The organism is Flavobacterium ardleyense (assembly GCF_033547075.1).
GTDB lineage: Bacteria > Bacteroidota > Bacteroidia > Flavobacteriales > Flavobacteriaceae > Flavobacterium > Flavobacterium ardleyense_A.
Genome location: NZ_CP137891.1, coordinates 412680 through 433908 on the forward strand (window position 1 = coordinate 412680; position 21229 = coordinate 433908).

The window sequence follows — 21229 nt, forward strand, 5'->3', positions numbered from 1 at the left end:
TAATTTTACTAGATAAATTTTAGCATCCTGATGATCATTATCTAGTTCAATTTATACTTAATGTCCTCTTTTTCAAGCGCAGCCAAAAGTGGCTCACAAATTTTTACTTTTAAAAATCTGCTAGGCATTGGCAGTGAGGTTACAATTTTTACAGTTTCGACTGCCTCCATACTTTCAACAAAATTTAACTCTGTTTCTACCTCACCATCCTCGGTAATATCTTCAAAGATTAATGATTCATCATCATCGCTTTCATCACCCATTGTCGCAGCAACAAGTTCTGGAACAACAGCTGTAACGGCAGTTTTTTCTTCGGGTGTAATCTGCTCGAGCTCCATCACATCAAATGAAACTGGCAAATCGCCTCTAAATGTTTGCAGAATAGCACCTAAATCGTGAATAAAAGTCGAATTTAACTGCTCAATATTAAGGTTCAATGTTAGCTTTTTTGCCTGAGACTCTAATAAATCTTGAAGCTGACAAATCTCTGTAAAAGAAATTCTAGGATCTGACATTTTTCCTGTTTCTTTATTTGCCCAACCTGGTTTGACGTTTATCTTGCAAAATATAAAATTCTTTGCCACAAGGAAATGCCTAAACTTGAGATACTCTTCACCAAAAATGCTGAAATCTTGACTATCATCAAAACCTTCGACTGTAAACTTTGCCCAATCTTTTCCGTTCTTACTAGTTAGATATTGAACAGAACTCACCACGCCCGCAACTTGTAAAGATTTTCCGACGTGTGGCCCCAAATCTGAAAATGAACTTAATTTATCTTTACAGAAATGTTTAATCTCGTATCGGAAGTCATCCAGCGGATGTCCAGATATATAGATTCCCACAACTTCTTTTTCTCTAGCGAGCTTTTCCATTGCGCTCCACTCCTCACACGGCGGCACAATTGGCTCAGGAATCTGCACATCACTCGACTCTCCAAATAAACTTACTTGAGCAGAATTTTCATTCTCCTGGAACTTCGCTCCATATTTCACCGCTTTTTCCAAGAAAGTAATTCCATCACCTTCATTATGGAAATATTGGGCTCTGTGAGTATCTTCAAAAGAATCAAATCCTCCGGCAAGGACTAGATTTTCGAAAGCTTTTTTATTAGCTGCTCGCAAATCGACTCTTTTGGTTAGATCAAAAACGGACTTATATCTTCCCGCCTGACGGGTTTTGACAATTGTTTCTACAGCGCCCATCCCGACACCCTTGACCGCACCCATTCCAAAACGAATAGCATTATTTTCGTTTACAGTAAATTTATAAATAGATTCATTAACATCTGGCGCCAAAACTTCAAGTCCCATTCTTTTGCACTCTTGCATAAAAAAAGTGACTTGCTTGATGTCATTCATATTGTTTGAAAGAACCGCCGCCATATATTCTTCAGGATAATTTGCTTTTAAATATGCCGTTTGATACGCAATCCACGCATAACAGGTGGAGTGCGATTTGTTAAATGCATATTCAGCGAAAGCTTCCCAATCTTTCCAAATCTTCTCTAATTTCTCTTTTGAATGACCTTTTTCTGCTGCCTGATTGATAAATTTAGGTTTCATTTTATCAAGGACATCTCGTTGCTTTTTACCCATTGCTTTACGCAAAACGTCGGCATCACCTTTAGAGAAATCAGCCAATTTTTGAGACAAGAGCATTACCTGCTCTTGGTAAACGGTAATTCCGTATGTTTCTTTTAGTAATTCTTCACAGGCATCAAGATCATAGACAATTTCCTCTTCGCCGTTTTTACGTTTAATAAAACTGGGAATATAGGCAATTGGACCTGGACGATAAAGCGCATTCATGGCAATAAGGTCATCAAAAGTCGTAGGCTTTAACTCCTTCATATACTTCTGCATCCCTGGAGATTCATACTGAAAGATCCCCACAGTCTCACCGCGCTGGAATAGTTCGTAGGTTTTTACATCATCAATCGGGAACTCATCAGGATCTAGAAGCACTCCTGTTCTATATTGAATTAGCTTTACACTATCCTTAATTAGCGTCAAAGTTTTTAGACCCAAGAAGTCCATTTTTAAAAGCCCAGCGCTTTCTACTACCGAGTTATCGAATTGCGTGACATATAAACTTGAATCTTTGGCTGTAGCCACAGGTACAAAATTTGTAATATCGCTTGGAGTGATAATTACACCACAAGCGTGAATACCAGTATTTCGTAGATTACCCTCAAGCACCTGCGCCTGCATCAGCATTTCGCCGCCAAGGCTATCTTCATTTGCCACCGCAATCAATTCGACGATGCGTTCAAATTCCTCTGGACGCATTACTTTTTTGATTGCAAACAAATCTTCTTTAAAGAATCGAGCAAGACTCCACTTACTAGGCATCATACCTGGAATAAGTTTAGCAATCTTGTCCGCTTCAAATAGAGGCAGATCCAATACTCTGGAAGTGTCTCGAATAGCCGACTTTGTTGCCATTCGACCGTAGGTAATAATCTGAGCTACTTGTTTTGAACCATATTTCTCGATCACATAATCCATAACTTTACTACGACCTTCATCGTCAAAGTCAATATCGATATCGGGAAGCGAAACCCTGTCAGGATTCAAAAACCTCTCAAAAAGCAGGTTGTATTTCAGCGGGTCAATATTGGTTATTTTCAGGCAATATGCAACAACTGATCCTGCTGCAGATCCACGACCGGGACCAACTGACACATCCATCGCCCTTGCCGCAGCAATAAAGTCTTGTACAATTAGAAAATAACCCGGGTATCCTGAATTTCGAATCGTCAATAATTCAAAATCAAGTCGTTCTCGAATTTCATCGGTTATAATTCCGTAACGTTTTTCTGCACCTTGATAGGTAAGAAATTCTAAGTATTTATTTTCACCTCTTACGCCTCCATCGACTGCATCTTCGGCAACAAAAAACTCTTCAGGAATATCAAATTTAGGAAGCAAAACTTCGCGAGCAAGACTATAAATTTCAATCTTATCTACAATTTCGGAAAGGTTAAGAATCGCTTCAGGAATATCCTGAAACAACTCTTTCATCTGATCCGGAGACTTAAAGTAATATTCTTGATTTGGTAATCCAAATCTATAACCTCGACCACGACCAATTGGCGTTGCCTGTTTTTCACCATCACGTACGCATAATAAAATGTCGTGTGCGTTGGCATTTTCTTTTTCTAAGTAGTAAGTATTATTGGTCGCAACAATTTTGATGTCGTGGCTTTCGGCTAGCGAAATCAAACTTTCGTTGACACGATTTTCGTCTTCCTGATTGTGACGCATAATCTCGACATACAAATCATCTTCAAAAGTATCTTTCCACCAGAGCAATGCTTCTTCAGCTTGACTTTCACCCATATTTAGAAGCTTACTTGGCACTTCTCCATATAAATTTCCAGTCAATACAATCAAATCTTCTTTGTATTGCTCTATAACTTTCTTGTCTATTCTAGGAACATAATAAAAACCTTGTGTAAATGCGATGGACGACATTTTGGCCAAATTATGATAGCCTTTTTTATTTTTTGCCAAGAACACAACCTGATATCCGTTATCTTTTCGGCTTTTATCTAAATGATCTTCACAGACAAAAAACTCACAACCAACAATAGGTTTCATTTCAATAGCTGTTGGCTCTTCACCATTTGCTAATGAAACTTTATTTTTCGCATCAGCCGTTTTGTTATAATTTAGAATATCTCGCACAAAGTGAAATGCTCCCATAAGATTGGCGTGATCTGTCATTGCCACCGCAGGCATTTTAAATTTTGCAGCAGCAGCCACAAGCGCGGGAACACTGATGGTTGATTGCAAAACCGAAAACTGCGTATGGTTATGAAGATGCACAAAACTAGCCTCTTGTAGTGCTTCGATCGTTTCTTTATCTTCTGTAACAACAGTCGATGAAGCTTGAGATTTCGCCAAACGAGCTCTAATTGTATCAGAAGCTTTCTTAAGATTCGTTGGTTTTAGTCCAACTAATTTTATTTCAGAAGGATTGACTCTCAAGAAATTATTAAAATAATCTGCAGTGACCTGAAGTTGCTCTTTTGTAAAAATCTGCCGTCGAATCAGCTCCAAGAAACATCTTGTAGTCGCTTCCACATCGGCAACGGCATTATGGGCTTCACCAAAAGGCTGACCAAAGAGGTATTGATGTAGTTCGGTCAGAGTTGGCAATTTAAATTTTCCTCCTCTACCTCCTGGAAGTTTTAGAAGTCCGGCCGTAACTTCCGTACAAGTATCAAGCACTGCCATCGTAGAAAGTGGCGATGCCATTGCAGCACGATGAAATTCACAACCCATAATATTAAGGTCGAAATTCACATTTTGTCCTACCACAAATTTAGCTTTGGCCAATGCAGCATTAAATTTCTCCAACACAACATCAAGCGGAAAACCTTTCTCGTCAGCAAGTTCTGTAGATATACCGTGAATTCTTTCGGCATCATAAGGAATATTAAAACCATTTGGCTTAACCAGATAATCCTGATGTTCGACTAAATTCCCCATCTCATCGTGCAACTGCCAAGCAATCTGAATACAACGTGGCCAGTTATTTACATCAGTAATTGGCGCATCCCAACGTTTAGGTAATCCGGTAGTTTCTGTGTCAAAAATTATATACATAGGGCAAAATTACGAAAGGAAATTCAAAGATTGAAAGATTGAAAGATTTAAAAATTGCCTAGGAGGGGAATTTGCGCCGAGATAAAAAAGCCAAATAATCTAAACAAGAAGAGGACTTGAAAAATGCGTAATAATAGCAAAGAAAGCGTAAAAAAAACTCGATTTTAGGAACAAGTATCATTTTTATAATTTTTTGGGCGAGACCGGCGCCAGAACTTTTCCGGAAACATTTAAAATTTTATGTGGCGCCGGTCGGGCTGTCCGTTCCCAATCTTTCTTGTAGCTTTCGCTGCGCAAAGCCACAAGAAAGGATTTTCTCTACCATCCCTCTCGCAGCAGATATGTCAAGATAGGTTAAATCAAATTGACTGTAGAATTGAAAATAGATGGCAAATTAAGAAACAAGAATAATATCTTAGTATTCATAATACTTTTAAATATAGTCTAGATAAAAGTGCTAAAATTACCAAATTCAACACTTACTCCCCAAATCATTTGTGCGCAAACCATTCCCCTCCAACGGAGGGGTGCCCGAAGGGCGGGGTGGATGACCCAAGACGAGATGGATGACCCAAGGCGAGATGGATGACCCAAGACGAGATGGATGACCCAAGACGAGATGGATGACCCAAGGCGAGATGGATGACCCAAGACGAGATGGATGACCCAAGGCGAGATGGATGACCCAAGGCGGGGTGGATGCCCGAAGGCGGGGTGGATGACCGAAGACGAGGTGGATGCCCGAAGGCGAGGTGGATGGCCCAAGGCGGGGTGGGTGCGCACGACAAGCAATGCTCGCATATTAAAAAATCATCGCAATTAAAAATAGAAGCCATAACTAATTGCATTCCTTCGCACTCATAACCTTAGTTCGCAAAAAGACCATTCCCCTCACTTTACCCCAAAAAAAAACCATTCACATATATGAATGGTTTTATACTATATATCGTAATGCTACAGAATAACCTTATAATATAGAATCGCGTTTGCGAAAAAATTGATTGTTAGCTAGTAACCACCTCTGTTTCCACCACCACGGTTGTCTCCGCCACGGCTTCCACCGTTTCCGCCACCGTAACCACCGCGAGAATCTCCACCACGACCACCGCCGCTATTGAAGCTTCTTCTTTCACCTTCTGGTTTTGGCTCAGATTTGTTAACAACGATAGCACGACCTTGAACAGTAGCACCGTTCAATTCGTCAATAGCTTTTTGAGCTTCTTCGTCATTTGGCATCTCTACGAAACCAAATCCTTTACTTCTTCCAGTAAATTTATCAGTGATAATTTTTACAGAGTCAACTGCTCCGTATGCTTCAAACGATTCTCTTAAATCTGCTTCCTCAATACTGAATGGAAGGCTTCCAACAAAAATATTCATAGGTCCTTTTTTATAATAATTACAACAAATATAAAATATTTTTTCAACTTTCCTAACTAAATCATGAATTATTATTATTCAGCATAGTAGTTAATAATTGTAATTTTATTTATTCTTTCAAATTTCTGTAATTACAACGATGGCTCTACGGGGATTTTATAGAAAATACCTTTTTGAAAATGCAGCTCAGCAGGCTCTAAATCCGTTGGAAGTGTCGGTCCAAGTTTTGGAGCTTTAAATTCAAATGATCCTGTAATCGTCTGATTAACATCGTCAAATTCGGTAATTATAATTTGACCTTCACCTTTGTTAATTCCGGTTTGGTAAGATATTTCTTGGGTATTTTGATTGATAAGAAAACTTGCTTGGTTTGCAATTCCAGTTCCTAAAGTATAGGTGGACGGAAGAGCAGAACTCGTTTTAAGTACTAGACTTTCATATTGTGTTAAACCTGTTAGCACGACAGTTCCATTGGCAGATCGAACTGCTGTCACATCTGCAGCACGCCAACTGTCACCATTTTTTAGTCCTTCAAATCCAGGATTATTTCGGGTAATTTCATCAGTACAAGCGCTCATCGTAAGTACAAGAGCAAAAAGGGCAGCTATTTTTTTCATAATCTAAATCGTATTAAGAAGACAAAAATACTATTTTACAGCAAAAAAGCTATAATAAGCAAAACTATTTAAATCGAAAAATTGTATATAATCGCACTACGAAAAATATTTAAAGATAAAAATAATAAAATTGAAATAAAAAAGTATCTTTGCACCCTTAATTAACAGAGGTCGAGTACCTCAAAATTTAATCAAAAGATTATGTCAGTAAAAATTAGATTACAGAGACACGGAAAAAAAGGAAAGCCTTTTTACTGGGTTGTTGCAGCAGATGCACGTGCAAAAAGAGATGGTAAGTACCTAGAGAAAATTGGTAGCTACAATCCAAACACAAATCCTGCAACGATCGAATTGAACATTGAAAGTGCTGTACAATGGCTTCACAACGGAGCTCAACCTACAGATACTGCAAGAGCAATTCTATCTTACAAAGGAGCTTTACTTAAGCACCACCTTGATGGAGGCATCCGTAAAGGAGCCTTGACTCAAGAACAAGCAGACACTAAATTGGCTGAATGGCTAGATGCTAAATCTGGTAAAGTTGAAGCTAAAAAAGAAGGTCTTTCAACTGGAAAAGCAGATGCTAAAGCAAAAGCTATCGAAGCTGAGAAAAAAGTAAACGCTGATCGTATCGCTGCTACTAAAAAAGCTAATGACGATGCAATCGCTGCTTCAGAAGCTGCTAATTCAGAAACTACCGAAGAAGCTTCTGAAGAAAACAATGAAGAAACTCAAGCTTAATTATACTGGCGGTTATGCGTAAAGAAGATTGTTTCTACTTAGGTAAGATCGCTAAAAAATTTAGTTTCAAAGGTGAAGTTCTGGCCTATTTGGATACAGACGAACCCGAGTTATATGAAAACTTGGAATCAGTTTTTGTTGAATTCAACAAAAATCTGGTTCCATTTTTTATTGTAAGTTCTTCATTGCACAAAAACGATTTTCTCCGAATCCGCTTTGAAGATATGAATACCGAGGAAGATGCAGATTCAATTATAAACTGCCCAATCTACCTCCCAATCTCAATGCTACCAAAGCTTTCAGGTAATAAGTTTTATTTTCACGAGGTTATAGGTTTCGAAATTGAAGACAAGCGCTTAGGGGTTTTCGGCAAGATTGTATCTATAAATGACACTACGGCGCAACCGCTTTTTGAAGTTGAAAACGGCGCGGTGCAACTATTGATTCCAATGATCGACCAGTTTTTGGTCAAAATAGATCGTCCCAACAAAAAAGTATTAATGGATTTGCCCGAAGGTCTGATTGAAATGTATCTTTAGATAGAGCATTTTTTTTGGAGCTAATCGCGCTATCCGCTACAATCTTGCTTGTATGCTTGTGCTCCGCAAGCACACAAACAAGGATTTCCACTACACCCGAGCGTAGCGAACGGACCGTAGGTAATCCGGCTAGGGCACTTTTGCTATCTTCAACAATCATTTTTAAATATGAGCACTTTCCAGTTCAAGCAATTCAGTATCAATCAAGACAAAACCGCGATGAAGGTCGGAACAGACGGTGTCTTACTTGGCGCTTGGGCACCAATCACTTCTCCTATATATAGCATTCTTGATATTGGCGCCGGAACAGGACTTATTGCATTGATGCTAGCACAACGCAGTAATGCCGAACAAATTGACGCAATTGAAATTGACGACAATGCTTATTTGCAATGTGTAGAAAATTTTGATCAATCGCCTTGGACGGAAAGGTTATTCTGCTACCACGCAGGTTTGGACGAACTGATTGAAGATCCAGAAGATGAATACGATCTTATTGTTTGCAATCCTCCTTTCTACTCCGAGGATTATAAAACTCCAGACGAAAGTAGAAACACTGCACGTTTTCAAGATTCTTTGCCTTTTGAAGAACTTGTTGAAGCAGCAGACTTATTACTTTCAGAAAATGGAATTCTCTCTGTTATCATTCCTTTCAAAGAAGAAGAGAAATTTATCAAAATCGCCAAAGATTTCGAATTATATCCTCAAAAAATTACTCACGTAAAAGGAACTCCTGAAACCGAAATCAAAAGAAGTTTGATGGCTTTTTCTCGAGATGAAAATTCTAATCCTACGATTGACGAACTGATTATCGAAATTTCACGTCATAATTATACTGAAGAATATAAAGAGCTGACCAAAGATTTCTATTTGAAGATGTAATCTTTCAAAATTCATAAATCCATATTTTCATCCGCCATCTCTTACAGAGATAGAATTTCTATTTCAACGAGATGATGATTCTTAACGCGATTTTGCGCAAGGGATGGGAGCGGCATCCTTTGCTGCCAAAAAAATAGTAAATTTTTAAACCATTATTTTTGGCAGCAAAGATATAGAGGACAGCCCGCCCCGAGCCACCGAAAACTTCTAATTTAAGATACAATTTCTGGCGAGGATGCGCCCAAAAAAGTAGGATTTAAAGGTTAATTCTGCTTGAACTCTGCAAACTTATTATGTGGAAAAGCAGGAATGAAACGCATAAAATAAAATAGGAAATGTCTGCTTTACTATTGTAAAACGCGTCGTACAAGCTATGTTGCATTGACATCCAAACGAAATGTAATGCGATGGTTATGAACAAAATTATGGCGCTATAAAAGTATACATCTTGACGATTTTTGACTATAAAATAGCTTAGAAAACTCAAAATAATGCAAGCAAAACTGAATTCGAAAGGCATTAAATAGGACGACTGAATGATGAATGGATTCATTTTTAGGAAATCGTCGAAGTGCCCGATGACAAAAGGCAGGAAAGTTGCCGCGAAAGTTAGCACTGCTATTATTCCGATTATTATGGTGTTTTTTATGCTAATATCTCGATTTTTGAGTGCAAATAAAAACACAACCACATACGGAATTGCGTAGACGTTACGTGTGGAAAGCAGCAATCCGATGATAATTCCGTTCCATAATAAGTTCTTTTTTTCGATGGTTTTGAAGAAATAAACGATCGAAATTAAGATGAGTGTACTATTGAAAAAGATGTTGCTTCGGCCCACAATTTCCCATAGCAAAAATGGGGAAGTCGCGATAATAATAAAGTAAGCAGTTTGTGTTGGCAAAGGTTTATTGAGAACTTTTAGCAACAGAATAAATGCCAAAAGTCCGATAATCGACAGATACCCCAATTCTCCAAGAAGGTAAAAAGGCAAGGCAACGACATAATAAAACGGCATTGGTCCGGGATAATTGTTCATGTGCGAGAGTGCAAAATAAACATATTCGCCAGCGAAGTAATTATCCCAAAACGATGTAATCACGCTCCATCTGTCGACATTTAAGGTTTCGACTGGAACTTTTTGGAAGATAAAATAAGATGTGATAAATAAGACAATAAATCCTATAATGTTGACAAATTTTAGCCGTTTTCCAAAGCTTTTAAGTTTGTCTTGATATCTGAAGATCAGAAAATAAAAGCTTGTAATTAACACCGAAATAGGTACTGCGAAATCCGTAACTCTACTGAGATATTTGATCGAGAAAATCAGATTGATAAACAAAAATAACGAAAGTGAAATGTTGCTTTTGATTTTGTCTGCGCCTGAAATTTTCATTCTTAGAATAACTTTGATTTGATTATTCCAGTTTTTGCAAGGAAATATTTAATTGAGACTTTCATCACTCCCAAACCATATTGCACACTTCGCTTAAAATTTATCGATGAAGCGTCATCAAAATATTTTGTCGGGCAGGTAATTTCGGCGATTTCGTATCCTTTAAAAAAAATTTGAGCTAGAAATTGATTGTCAAATATAAAATCGTCAGAGTTTGAATTGTAATTGATACTTTCCAAAACTTCTCTGTTGTAAGCTCTGTAACCTGTGTGATATTCGGATAATTTCTGATTCATCATCACGTTCTGGAAGAATGTCAAGAAGCGATTTGCGATGTATTTATACCGCGGCATTCCGCCTCTAATAACCCCCCCCCTAAAATCCTAGATCCAATCACTACAGGATACAAATCACTTGCAATTAGATAGCTCATAGAATGAATCAACTTGGGGGTGTATTGGTAATCTGGATGCAGCATAATCACGATGTCGGCACCTAATTCCAAGGCTTTGTTGTAGCAGGTTTTTTGATTTCCGCCGTAACCTAGATTATTTTCGTGTTTGATAATGTGTTTGATTCCAATATGTCTGCCGACATTGATGGTGTTGTCGGGACTATTATCATCGACTAGAATCACATCGTCTACGATTTCGAAAGGTATTTCGTTGTAAGTCTGTACTAATGTTTTTTCGGCTTTATAAGCAGGCAAAACCACAATAATCTTTTTATTGTCAATCATTATATTGGAAAAATGGATTTTATAATTAGTTCTTGGAATAAGGTTTTACGGCAAAATATAAAGTACGCAATAACGTGAATTAAAGGTTGGGATGAAAATGTTTTGTTAAATTTGTTGAGTGGGATAAATTTGAGAAAAGATAAAGTGAAAGTCCTAGTAGTATAGTTTGAAATGCTGCTGTATTAACATAATAAGATCATTGATAGTAAGTAATACAACTCAAAAGGAGTAAATTGAATTTATTCCCATTGCACATGAATAATATAATATTAATTTTAGATAATCAGAATAAGATGTTGAAATGAGAAGGTTTGTAATTATAGATGATAATGGACAACAAAGTTGTATAAGCAAACAATCAATTTAAATAAATAAAACTAAATTCTTTCCCTCCATTGATTTGGATTCCTAACCGTGTGAAAGATTCCAAGAATAGTAATGACTTTTTTACTTTCATTTAGGTGATAGTATATTCCGTAAGGAAATACATCGGTCAATGCCATTCGCACGCTTTTATATTTTTTCTGAAACAACAAAGGGTTTTGCGCAATAAATGCGGTTGTCTTTTTCACCTCTGAAACGAATCGCTTTTCCAGTCCAATCAACTTACTTTTGTAAAAATGCTTTATTTCATAAATATCATTTTTAACTTCCTTATGATTTACTAGATCGAAACTCATATTTCAGCATCTAATGCTTTATAAAACTCTTCAATAGCCTCAATTTTGTCAGGATTATTTATGTCTGTCAATCTCTCATCCAAAAGATCTTTTTGCCACTGAGGCAGATCATCTTCTTCTTTTTCAATATTTGGATACATACTTTTTAGACGTTCCCACTGCTCTATTGGAATAAATACGCCTGTTGGTCTTCCGTTGTCATCTTTAATAATTTGTGTCTTCATAATTATATATTTGAGGAAAACATCACCTATTTTCTTGAATCTAAAGTAAATATACGATTTTGAAATTTATAGAAAAAACAAAACATTCTTAATTCAATCTCCGCAACTACTTCAATTTGATCTAACTTCTCACCATCTTCTTCAACACCACTCCCCTAGCCGTGATAGTAGCGTACCCGAGCGAAGCGAACTGGCGAAGCAAATCCCGCAGGCAGCAGCGCTATTTTTTCCTAGCGAAAAAGAGCGACCTTAGTCCCGATAGCAATCGGGATCCTTTTTCGCTACTGGAAAAAAAGTGCTGTCACGAGGAATTGCAGAGAATAGCGCGAATAGCTCCTGAAAAATCTTATAATTACTATTTCGAATTTGATTGCAATCAATAGAATACGTACTTTTGCACCCATTAATATACCAACCTATGAGACCAGATTTATTTCAAGCTCCGGATTATTACAATCTTGATGAATTATTGACCGAAGAACATAAATTAGTGCGTGATGCAGCCCGCGAATGGGTAAAGCGTGAAGTTTCGCCAATTATTGAGGATTATGCTCAAAAAGCTGAATTTCCTAAACAAATTATCAAAGGTCTTGCAGATATTGGTGCTTTTGGCCCATATATTCCGGAAGAATATGGTGGTGCAGGATTAGATCAAATTTCGTACGGACTTATTATGCAGGAAATAGAGCGTGGAGATTCTGGCGTTAGATCGACTGCTTCTGTGCAATCTTCTCTTGTGATGTACCCAATTTGGAAATACGGAAACGAAGAGCAGCGTATGAAATATCTTCCTAAACTTGCTTCTGGCGAATTTATAGGATGTTTTGGACTTACCGAGCCTGATCATGGATCTGATCCAGGCAGTATGGTGACAAATTTTAAAGATATGGGCGACCATTATCTTTTGAATGGTGCCAAGATGTGGATTTCGAATGCTCCATTTGCGGATATTGCCGTTGTTTGGGCAAAGGACGAAAGTGGTCGTATTCACGGTCTTGTTGTAGAGCGCGGAATGGAAGGATTTTCGACTCCAGAAACGCACAACAAATGGTCGCTTCGTGCATCTGCTACGGGCGAGCTTATTTTTGATAATGTAAAAGTTCCAAAAGAGAATTTACTTCCTAATAAATCGGGTCTTGGCGCGCCACTTGGCTGTCTTGATTCTGCACGTTACGGTATTGCTTGGGGCGCTATTGGTGCTGCCATGGACTGCTATGACACGGCTTTGCGTTATGCAAAAGAGCGTGTACAGTTTGGCAAACCGATTGCTGGCACTCAATTGCAGCAGAAAAAACTTGCTGAAATGATTACCGAAATTACAAAAGCGCAGTTACTTACCTGGCGTTTAGGAGTTTTGCGCAATGAAGGAAAAGCTACTACAGCTCAGATTTCGATGGCAAAACGTAACAATGTGGATATGGCGATTAATATTGCTAGAGAAGCGAGACAAATCCTAGGTGGAATGGGAATTACAGGCGAATATTCGATTATGCGTCACATGATGAACCTTGAATCAGTAATCACATACGAAGGTACTCACGACATTCACTTGCTTATTACAGGAATGGATATCACTGGAATTCCAGCTTTTAAATAGTATTTTTATTACAATATATTTTACAGAAAGCTTCCTGAAAAGGAGGCTTTTTTGTTTTTAAGAAATTGGGCGTTTCTGCTTGATGTTTTTTATTTGGGCGAGACCTTTCGCCAGAACGATTTGTGCAAAAAGTCATGTTGAATGTGGCTCAGGTCGGGCTATTCGTTCCCAATCTTTCTTGTAGCTTTTGCTCCGCAAAGCCACAAGAAAGGATTCGCTTCGCCTGTTCGCTTTGCTCGGGTCCACTGCTATCCCTCTCGCAAATTTGTGGTGAGGTTGGTGTGAGGTGGTTTATTGGGAAATCAATGGCCATCATGATTTGCGTAGCAAGAAACTGGAGTCTTTGTAGAAATAAAATTGAGTCTCATTAGTAATTTGGTTGCTAAAATACTTGGCTGTAATCTATAGCAACACTAGCCTATTCTCAAACTTGTCATTTCGACGTAGGAGAAATCACATAATATAGATTTCGCAATTATTGTAATACTTTTTGTAAATATGAACATCTATGTCAACGTCGCCTCGATTTGCAAAATTCTGATTATGTGATTTGCTTCGCCTGTTCGCTTTGCTCGGGTCTCGCTCTGCTCGAAATGACAAATAAATGGTTGGGAATGGCGAGGACCTTTAGCGTCAACTTACTCTACTCTCAAAACTTGTCATTTCGACGAAGGAGAAATCACATAATATAGGTTTCGCAATTATTGTAATATTTTTTGTAAATATGAACATCTATGTCAACGTCGACTCGATTTGCAAAATTCTGATTATGTGATTTGCTTCGCCTGTTCGCTTCGCTCGGGTCTTCTCCAGATAGCAATCGGGATAGGATTACAAGTTTGCGGGTAGTTGGAGCGAGTAAGGTACGGTGACAAGAAATCCATTCACAAAAAAAGCTCCGAATCTCGGAGCTTTTTTATTATATAATTATTCAATTGTAACCTCAGCAACTAAAGCTAAAAGCTGATAGCTGACAGCTAAAATCTTATGATTCTGGCGCCAATTCCACACAAAGTCCATCAATCTCTTGAGTCAAATTAATCTGACAGCCAAGACGACTATTTTCTTTTACGTTAAAAGCCTCAGACAGCATCGCTTCTTCGTCATCATTGCGCTCAGGTAGTGGAACGTCATTGATAACATAACATTGACAAGAAGCACACATCGCCATCCCGCCACAAGTGCCAATTGTGCCTTCGGGAGCAAGCTCGTACATTCGAACTAGTTCCATTACGTTCATATTCATATCGGTCGGCGCATCAACTGTATGCGAAACTCCATCTCTATCTATTATGGTAATCTTTACGTCTTGTGACATAATCAAAGTTTTTATAATTTAGAATAAAAGCTCACTCAATTGCTTTTACAACTGCTTTCTCAGCTTCTTTTCGAGTTCCATCAAAACCATCAATTCCAGCAACAGTAGTGTATTTAAGCACATACTTTTTACCTGGATTCAACATTTGATACACACTCTGACACATCAAAGTCGCTTCGTGGAAACCACAGAGAATCAACTTCAATTTTCCCGGATACGTATTGACATCGCCAATAGCGTAAATTCCCGGAATATTTGTCTGATAATCTAAAGCGTTATTTACTTTGATAGCATTCTTCTCTATTTCCAACCCCCAGTTTGCGATTGCTCCTAATTTTGGCGAAAGCCCAAATAATGGAATCAAATAATCGCAATCTATTGTTCGGCTAGATGCTCCTTCCTGAATTGTTACTGCATTTAAATGCTCATCTCCGTGCAGCCCAACCACTTCTCCTGGAGTAATTAATTTAATTTTACCCTGATTTTTTAATTCCTGTACTTTATCCACAGAATCTAAAGCTCCTCTAAATTCATTACGCCTGTGTACTAAGGTAACTTCGGAAGCGATATCCGAAAGGAAAATACTCCAATCCAATGCCGAATCTCCACCTCCTGCAATTACAACTTTCTTATCTCTGAATTTCTCCGGATTTTTGATGAAGTATTTGATACCTTTTTTCTCGTAGAATTCAAGATCTTCAATAATTGGTTTGCGAGGTTCAAAACTTCCAAGACCACCGGCAATTGCAATGGCAGAAGCGTGGTGTTTTGTTCCTTTATTAGTGGTAACTATAAAAGTTCCATCTTCTTGTTTGTCGATAGTTTCGGCAGTCTCGCCCAAGGTAAATCCGGGCTGAAACTGTTTGATTTGCTCCATCAAATTATCTACAAGATCACCCGCTAATACTTCGGGATAACCCGGAATATCAAAAATAGGCTTCTTTGGATATAATTCGGTTAGCTGCCCTCCCGGTTGTGGAAGAGCATCAATAATATGGCATTTAAGTTTTAATAATCCTGCTTCAAAAACGGTAAAAAGTCCTGTGGGACCCGCACCAATAATTAATATATCTGTTTCAATCATGGTTTAATATTTTCGAAAAGTTTCAACTTGTTTTCATTCGCAAAGGTCGCCTTTCTACTCTGTGGTATCTATGACATTTATCACATCATTAACGAGTCTTAAAAAATTTGATATCCAAGAACAAAAGCCAAAGAAGTAAATTTAGAGTTCCACAATGTACTGTCTGCTAATAACCGTTGCGGACCTAAATACCGAACTTCTGCACTTATCTTTTTATATTTGTAACCTGCACCCACCATCAATTGAACTTGAGGTTTGAATAGAATCGGGTATACGTTTTGCTCTATATAATAATTTTTATCATTTATTTTGATTGCGTAAACTAAACCTCCATTTACAAATATTTTTGATTCTGATTTAAGAAACATATAGTGCCGAATTCCCATTTGAAACTCAATTGCTTTATAATCTACAGTACCTGTAAACATAGTTTGATCTCCTTCACCTTTAAAGGCAGCGTACACTGGCTCAAAAAGAATGGACCACTTATTTCTATTAAATGGCAAAATTACTTCGGCTTCAAGCCCTACTCTAAGTTGAGTATTATCGCCGTAATCGTAGCTAAATCGCGCATCACTATTATGGTCTATAGAAAAAGAATTTTGCACAACACCTGCCCTAATGCCAAGATGAAATTTGGTTTCACCTGACTCCGCAACGTCCACGGTGTCGCCCATGCAAGCATTGTATTTTTTAAAAAATCGCACAAAATCACCCTCGAAGTAATTTACATTTTTAGCTCTATTCTCAGTTATATCGTCACATTTTAAATCTGAGTACAATTGACGTTTAAACATATTATTGGAATACTTCTTTCTGTTTCCAATTGCATCTGTAACATAATAATTCTTACGAACCAATTGCTTAATTGGGGCTTGATTTACTTCGTAAAAATAAGTTGTAAATGATCCATCCGCATAACCATATAGATTTGCAGCTCCCTTTACAATTTCTTTAAGCAATAATGTTTCTGTTTTATAAACCGATTCTCTTTGCTCTGTAACAGGAGAAAAAACATCCCAACGATCAAGCTCAACGGTTTTACGGATATACTTAGAAAAATCTTCTATTTGAAATTCTTGTACGTTATCAATAGTGGCAATTTGTACAGTAGAATCCTCTGTTAATTTATATTCAAAATTGGTCGGATTTGATTTCCACTCCACATCTTTTATTAGACAAGAAACTTTACTTCCTGAATTATCGATGAAATAAGCTGGTTTGAAGGTAATTTGTCCTAACATTGAATTAGAGCAAACCATGATAATAAATAGTAGAATTCCAGAAATTTTTTTCATTGGTAACTGTCGATTAGTATTGGGTCAATTATTAGTAATTTTTCTTATTATAAGTTTGAAAAAAGGTTATTGCCATCTACCTAAATCTGAAATAGTAAATAGCGCTACATAATCCTTTATATTGTAAACAATTTCTACACTCACTCCTGAGGCAATGGGCAATAAAATGCTATTGGCACTTTTTCGTATCGGAAATAATCAATTTAACGTGGAGATTATTTATTTTCTTGTTACAATAAATAAACTATCTCAAATTAAAAAAGTTGTGATTAAATTTAGAAAATAGTATAACCTAAAATGAAGGAGTAGGAAGTATAATTAGCATTCCAAGTACTGTGATTAATTATCATTGATTGGTTTCCAATATATCTAAATTCTGCACTAATTTTTTTATACTTGTAGCCCGCCCCTAAAACAATTTGGAAACCTAAATCAATATCTACGGATGTTGGTCGTCCAGATGGAGCGTAAACAGCATTATTTAAATCTTTACTATATAAGAAACCCGCGTTCAAAAATAATTTCGAATTACTTTTAAGGAACATATAATGTCTCGCCACCAAGTGCAATTCTAATGCTTGATAATCAATATCATCGGTATAGTCGGACCCATCCCCATCACCTTTATATGATGTATAAGCAGGCTCTAATGCAATTGCCCATTTACCTCTATTAAATGGTAATAAACTCTCAAACTCTACCCCAACTCGAAAATTTGTTTTCGCTCCAAAGTCGTAAGCGTAATTTTGATAGACGAGGTGACGCACGTCGACTTGATTACTACTCAAACCGATTCTAGGTGTAATATGAATTTTTGTCTTAAGTGCCGAAGCCATCTCCGTCTGACCATTATCACCATTATACTTTTGAAAAACATCTATCAACTCTGATCTAAAATAGGAAAGATTGTTAATTTTTGAAGCCTTTACTTTATCGCCCAGCAACTCCGATTCTAATTGCTTCTTGTAAAGGTCATTTTTGTAGACAATATCTTTAACACCATCATTGATAACATATTGTTTTTGAATCAATTGCTGTGGGTTTTTGCCGTCAATGCTATAAAAGTATGTATTAAAACTATTTTCAGAATAGGAATATAATGTTGCAGCACCTTCCACTAAAGTTCTAAGAAACAATGTTTCAGTTTTAAAGATAGGCCCCTTTTGCACTGTAGGAGGAGAAAATTTATCCCAACGATCTATCTCAACCGTCTTTCGAGTATACTTGACGCCTTCGCCAACTTGAAATTCCCGAACATTATCAATAACCGCAACTTGCACAATCTCATTCTCGGATAGTTTGAATTCAAAAGTGGTTGGGTTGGATTTCCAATCTACGTCTTTGATAAGACAATCTATTTTAGTCCCCGAATTATCTACATAAAAGGCTGGTTTGAATGTAATTTGAGCAACAAGTGAATTAGACACTACAAGAAAGAACAGCAATAAAATATTGTAAATATTTTTCATAGGCAGGAGTTATTAAAGTGGATATTTTTAGGCTTTTAAAAGAACTACAAACCAATATTTGTTACAGTTTCAATTTGTGGAGCAAACTTTTTAATAGTCGTTTCTACTCCCGCTCTCAGCGTCATCTGATTGACGGTGCAACCTACACAAGCACCCTGCAACTGGACTGTAACATGTCTGTCGTCAGTAATACCAATAAGCTTAATATCGCCTCCATCTGATTTTAGAAATGGTCTGATTTCCTCTAATGCGCGTTGTACCTCAATTGTTAATTCGTCTGTTGTCATAATAGTAAAATATAAGAATAGCGCGACGCTGATTCTTTATTGATAAATTCGAACTATTTCCCTTTTACACTCGAGCATCCGGCCATAGTAGTAATTTTAATTGCTTCGGTAGCTGGAAGGTTTTCATTTCTAGCTACAACTTCTTCAACAACATTACGAGCTATTTCTTTAAAAACTTCTGAAATTATCGAACCTTCCTGCAGGGCAGCTGGACGACCGATATCTCCTGCTTCTCTTACAGATTGCACTAGTGGTACTTCTCCAAGGAATGGAACTTTTAAATCCTCAGCTAGGTGGCGGGCACCCGATTGTCCGAAGATATAATATTTGTTATCTGGCAGCTCAGCGGGAGTGAAATAAGCCATGTTTTCTATAATTCCCAAAACAGGAACATTAATCGCTTCTGACAGAAACATAGAAACACCCTTACGAGCATCTGCAAGTGCAACTGCCTGTGGTGTACTTACTACGACAGCTCCTGTAATAGGTAAAGCCTGCATAATAGAAAGGTGAATATCTCCTGTACCTGGAGGGAGATCAATCAAAAGAAAATCTAGTTCTCCCCAGTGACTATCAAAAATCATTTGGTTTAATGCTTTTGATGCCATTGGCCCACGCCACACTACAGCCTGACTTGGAGCGGTAAAGAAACCGATAGATAAGATTTTGATTTCGTAACTTTCGATTGGTTTCATTTTTGACTTTCCATCAACCTCCATTGAAGTAGGTTTTGCAGATTCCACGTCAAACATAATTGGCATTGATGGTCCGTAAATATCGGCGTCAAGAACTCCAACTTTAAAACCCATTTTACCTAAGGTAACCGCAAGGTTTGCAGTTACAGTAGATTTACCCACACCTCCCTTACCAGAGGCAACGGCAATAATATTTTTAATTCCAGGAATTTGCTTCCCTTTAATTTCTACTTTCTCTTGAGCTTCCACCTTGATATTTACCTTAACGCTAGCTTCGGTTAAAAGCTTTTCGCGAATTGTATTGATAATATCAGTCTCTGCTCTTTTCTTGATATGCATTGCAGGAGTTGCAAGCACAAGATCTACTATAACTTCATTACCAAATACTACAACGTTGGTGACAGCGCCACTCTCTACCATATTTTTACCTTCTCCGGCAACTGAAATACTTTCTAGGGCGTTTAAAACTGCTTTTTTATCTAACTTCATGGATATAAAATATAAAAATTATCAGTTTAGAGTTATTTTTATTTAAACTGATTTCATATTGCAAAGATAGCTTGAAAAGTTCTGATTTGAAAGATATTTAAATGTATAATTCCCCCGAAGAAGGGCGGAACTCAAGAGTAAATTTTCAGCTACAAATGCGGTATTTTTCCAAATAGAATGAACTTGGTCTAGGCATACCTTAGTATAACACATCCATTGGCGGATTCCAAAAATTTTCTTCGAAATCCTGAAGTTGATTATTTATAACTATATGACCTTCACTTTCTAAAAGTTGTTGCATCAAGTTTGTTCCTTGAAAGTGATGCTTGCCGGTAAGAAGACCATTTCTATTTAAAACTCTATGAGCGGGAACATCGCTCTGATTGTGTACGGCATTGAGTGCCCAACCCACCATTCGGGCAGATTTTGGCGAACCTAAAACTTTCGCAATAGCGCCATAGGAAGTTACTTTTCCATACGGAATTTTACAAGTAACATTATAAACCCGTTCAAAGAAACTTATCTGCTCCGCTTCATGCTCCATTTTACCAATAATGATTTATAATTCGCAATAGTGTAAAAAAAGCAATTATGCCTGTGGTGCTTCCGATGATATAGTTCATGTTTTTCATAAAGAAAGCCGCTTTCTGTTCTAATTTATTGAAAAAAGCAATGTAGATATAAAAGGCGCTGAAAGCTCCAAGACCAGAACCAATGACGAAGGACCAAATTTCTGCATTTGAAAAAGAAAAATATTGATAAGATGCCAAGGTCACACTAATAAAAACATAGAAGGGTACTGGAAACACGTTAATTGCAGACAGAAACATTCCTAAAAAGAACCTACTTTTCTTCGAATGTTTTTCCAGATGCTTCTTTTGCGGTGAAATTTTATTTCCTTTTATAAAAAAGAAAATAGTGAGACTTAAAAAAATTGCAAAACCAACCTCTCGTAATAAAAGTGAAATGGAAGGATTCTTATCAATGATCTCAGCAAAAAAAAGTGAGATTAAGGTCTGCAAAATTACAATCAATGAGGCGCCGCCTGCAAATACGAGAGCTCTCACTCTTCCCTCTTGCATACTTAATTTTGCCGCAGTCATATTAATCATACCGGGAGGTAAAATTCCTAATGAAGCAGCAAAAAAACCGTAGATAAGCGGCAATATAAAATTCAT

The 21229-nt window shown here is 37.3% G+C and carries 20 protein-coding genes; 4 read left to right on the plus strand and 16 right to left on the minus strand.

The genetic code is table 11. The annotated features are described in order from the left end of the window. Positions 1-41: 41 nt before the first annotated feature. The 3 genes from dnaE to SBO79_RS01820 all read right to left on the minus strand — a co-directional run bounded on the left by dnaE (position 42) and on the right by SBO79_RS01820 (position 6613). Positions 42-4616: a DNA polymerase III subunit alpha gene (gene dnaE, locus SBO79_RS01810; protein WP_318641332.1), complete on the minus strand. Its 4575-nt coding sequence runs from the start codon at positions 4614-4616 to the stop codon at positions 42-44. A 1008-nt stretch (positions 4617-5624) separates the two neighbouring features. Then, positions 5625-5996, minus strand: a complete 372-nt coding sequence (locus tag SBO79_RS01815; protein WP_318641333.1) for an RNA-binding regulator — start codon at positions 5994-5996, stop codon at positions 5625-5627. 131 nt (positions 5997-6127) lie between these two features. Next, entirely contained in the window at positions 6128-6613 is a 486-nt protein-coding gene (locus tag SBO79_RS01820) for a DUF6252 domain-containing protein (RefSeq protein ID WP_318641334.1), read from the minus strand. 201 nt (positions 6614-6814) lie between these two features. Here SBO79_RS01820 and SBO79_RS01825 point away from each other — a divergent pair, with 201 nt between their 5' ends. The 3 genes from SBO79_RS01825 to SBO79_RS01835 all read left to right on the plus strand — a co-directional run bounded on the left by SBO79_RS01825 (position 6815) and on the right by SBO79_RS01835 (position 8775). Continuing rightward, positions 6815-7354 (plus strand): 30S ribosomal protein S16, encoded by a 540-nt coding sequence (locus SBO79_RS01825; RefSeq protein WP_318641335.1) that lies wholly within the window; start codon positions 6815-6817, stop codon positions 7352-7354. A 14-nt stretch (positions 7355-7368) separates the two neighbouring features. Continuing rightward, on the plus strand, positions 7369-7893 hold the full coding sequence (gene rimM / locus SBO79_RS01830; RefSeq protein WP_318641336.1) for a ribosome maturation factor RimM: 525 nt from the start codon (positions 7369-7371) through the stop codon (positions 7891-7893). Between the two features lie 168 nt (positions 7894-8061). Next, positions 8062-8775 carry a tRNA1(Val) (adenine(37)-N6)-methyltransferase gene (locus SBO79_RS01835; RefSeq protein ID WP_318641337.1) on the plus strand — a complete coding sequence of 238 codons (714 nt, stop codon included), beginning with the start codon at positions 8062-8064 and terminating at the stop codon, positions 8773-8775. A 256-nt stretch (positions 8776-9031) separates the two neighbouring features. On the opposite strand, the gene SBO79_RS01840 is transcribed toward SBO79_RS01835, so the two are convergent. The 5 genes from SBO79_RS01840 to SBO79_RS01860 form a co-directional block, all read right to left on the minus strand. Then, positions 9032-10171 (minus strand): hypothetical protein, encoded by a 1140-nt coding sequence (locus tag SBO79_RS01840; protein ID WP_318641338.1) that lies wholly within the window; start codon positions 10169-10171, stop codon positions 9032-9034. A gap of 2 nt (positions 10172-10173) precedes the next feature. Further along, complete coding sequence (locus SBO79_RS01845) at positions 10174-10470, minus strand: glycosyltransferase family protein (RefSeq protein WP_318641339.1); 297 nt, start codon at positions 10468-10470, stop codon at positions 10174-10176. Positions 10471-10487: 17 nt separating this feature from the next. After that, entirely contained in the window at positions 10488-10910 is a 423-nt protein-coding gene (locus tag SBO79_RS01850) for a glycosyltransferase family 2 protein (RefSeq protein ID WP_318641340.1), read from the minus strand. 377 nt (positions 10911-11287) lie between these two features. Beyond that, positions 11288-11590, minus strand: a complete 303-nt coding sequence (locus SBO79_RS01855) for a type II toxin-antitoxin system RelE/ParE family toxin (protein WP_318641341.1) — start codon at positions 11588-11590, stop codon at positions 11288-11290. Continuing rightward, on the minus strand, positions 11587-11814 hold the full coding sequence (locus SBO79_RS01860; RefSeq protein WP_318641342.1) for an addiction module component CHP02574 family protein: 228 nt from the start codon (positions 11812-11814) through the stop codon (positions 11587-11589). Before SBO79_RS01860 ends, SBO79_RS01855 begins: the two co-directional genes overlap by 4 nt. Positions 11815-12232: 418 nt before the next feature. Between SBO79_RS01860 and SBO79_RS01865 the strand changes: the two genes are divergently transcribed. Beyond that, a complete protein-coding gene (locus SBO79_RS01865) occupies positions 12233-13411 on the plus strand; it encodes an acyl-CoA dehydrogenase family protein (protein ID WP_318641343.1) in 1179 nt (392 codons plus the stop codon). A gap of 985 nt (positions 13412-14396) precedes the next feature. On the opposite strand, the gene SBO79_RS01870 is transcribed toward SBO79_RS01865, so the two are convergent. The 8 genes from SBO79_RS01870 to SBO79_RS01905 form a co-directional block, all read right to left on the minus strand. Next, complete coding sequence (locus SBO79_RS01870) at positions 14397-14729, minus strand: 2Fe-2S iron-sulfur cluster-binding family protein (protein ID WP_318641344.1); 333 nt, start codon at positions 14727-14729, stop codon at positions 14397-14399. Between the two features lie 31 nt (positions 14730-14760). Continuing rightward, positions 14761-15813, minus strand: coding sequence for an NAD(P)/FAD-dependent oxidoreductase (locus tag SBO79_RS01875; protein ID WP_318641345.1), 1053 nt, complete (start codon positions 15811-15813; stop codon positions 14761-14763). A 98-nt stretch (positions 15814-15911) separates the two neighbouring features. Further along, positions 15912-17111, minus strand: coding sequence for a porin family protein (locus tag SBO79_RS01880; protein ID WP_318641346.1), 1200 nt, complete (start codon positions 17109-17111; stop codon positions 15912-15914). Between the two features lie 275 nt (positions 17112-17386). After that, entirely contained in the window at positions 17387-18580 is a 1194-nt protein-coding gene (locus SBO79_RS01885; protein WP_318641347.1) for an outer membrane beta-barrel protein, read from the minus strand. 44 nt (positions 18581-18624) lie between these two features. Then, on the minus strand, positions 18625-18867 hold the full coding sequence (locus SBO79_RS01890) for a NifU family protein (RefSeq protein WP_318641348.1): 243 nt from the start codon (positions 18865-18867) through the stop codon (positions 18625-18627). A gap of 53 nt (positions 18868-18920) precedes the next feature. Next, the gene (locus tag SBO79_RS01895) at positions 18921-20051 is read right to left on the minus strand and encodes an Mrp/NBP35 family ATP-binding protein (RefSeq protein ID WP_318641349.1); all 1131 of its coding nucleotides are present in this window, start codon (positions 20049-20051) and stop codon (positions 18921-18923) included. A gap of 199 nt (positions 20052-20250) precedes the next feature. Further along, positions 20251-20595, minus strand: a complete 345-nt coding sequence (locus tag SBO79_RS01900) for an MGMT family protein (RefSeq protein ID WP_318641350.1) — start codon at positions 20593-20595, stop codon at positions 20251-20253. A gap of 1 nt (position 20596) precedes the next feature. Then, entirely contained in the window at positions 20597-21229 is a 633-nt protein-coding gene (locus SBO79_RS01905; protein WP_318641351.1) for a lysine transporter LysE, read from the minus strand.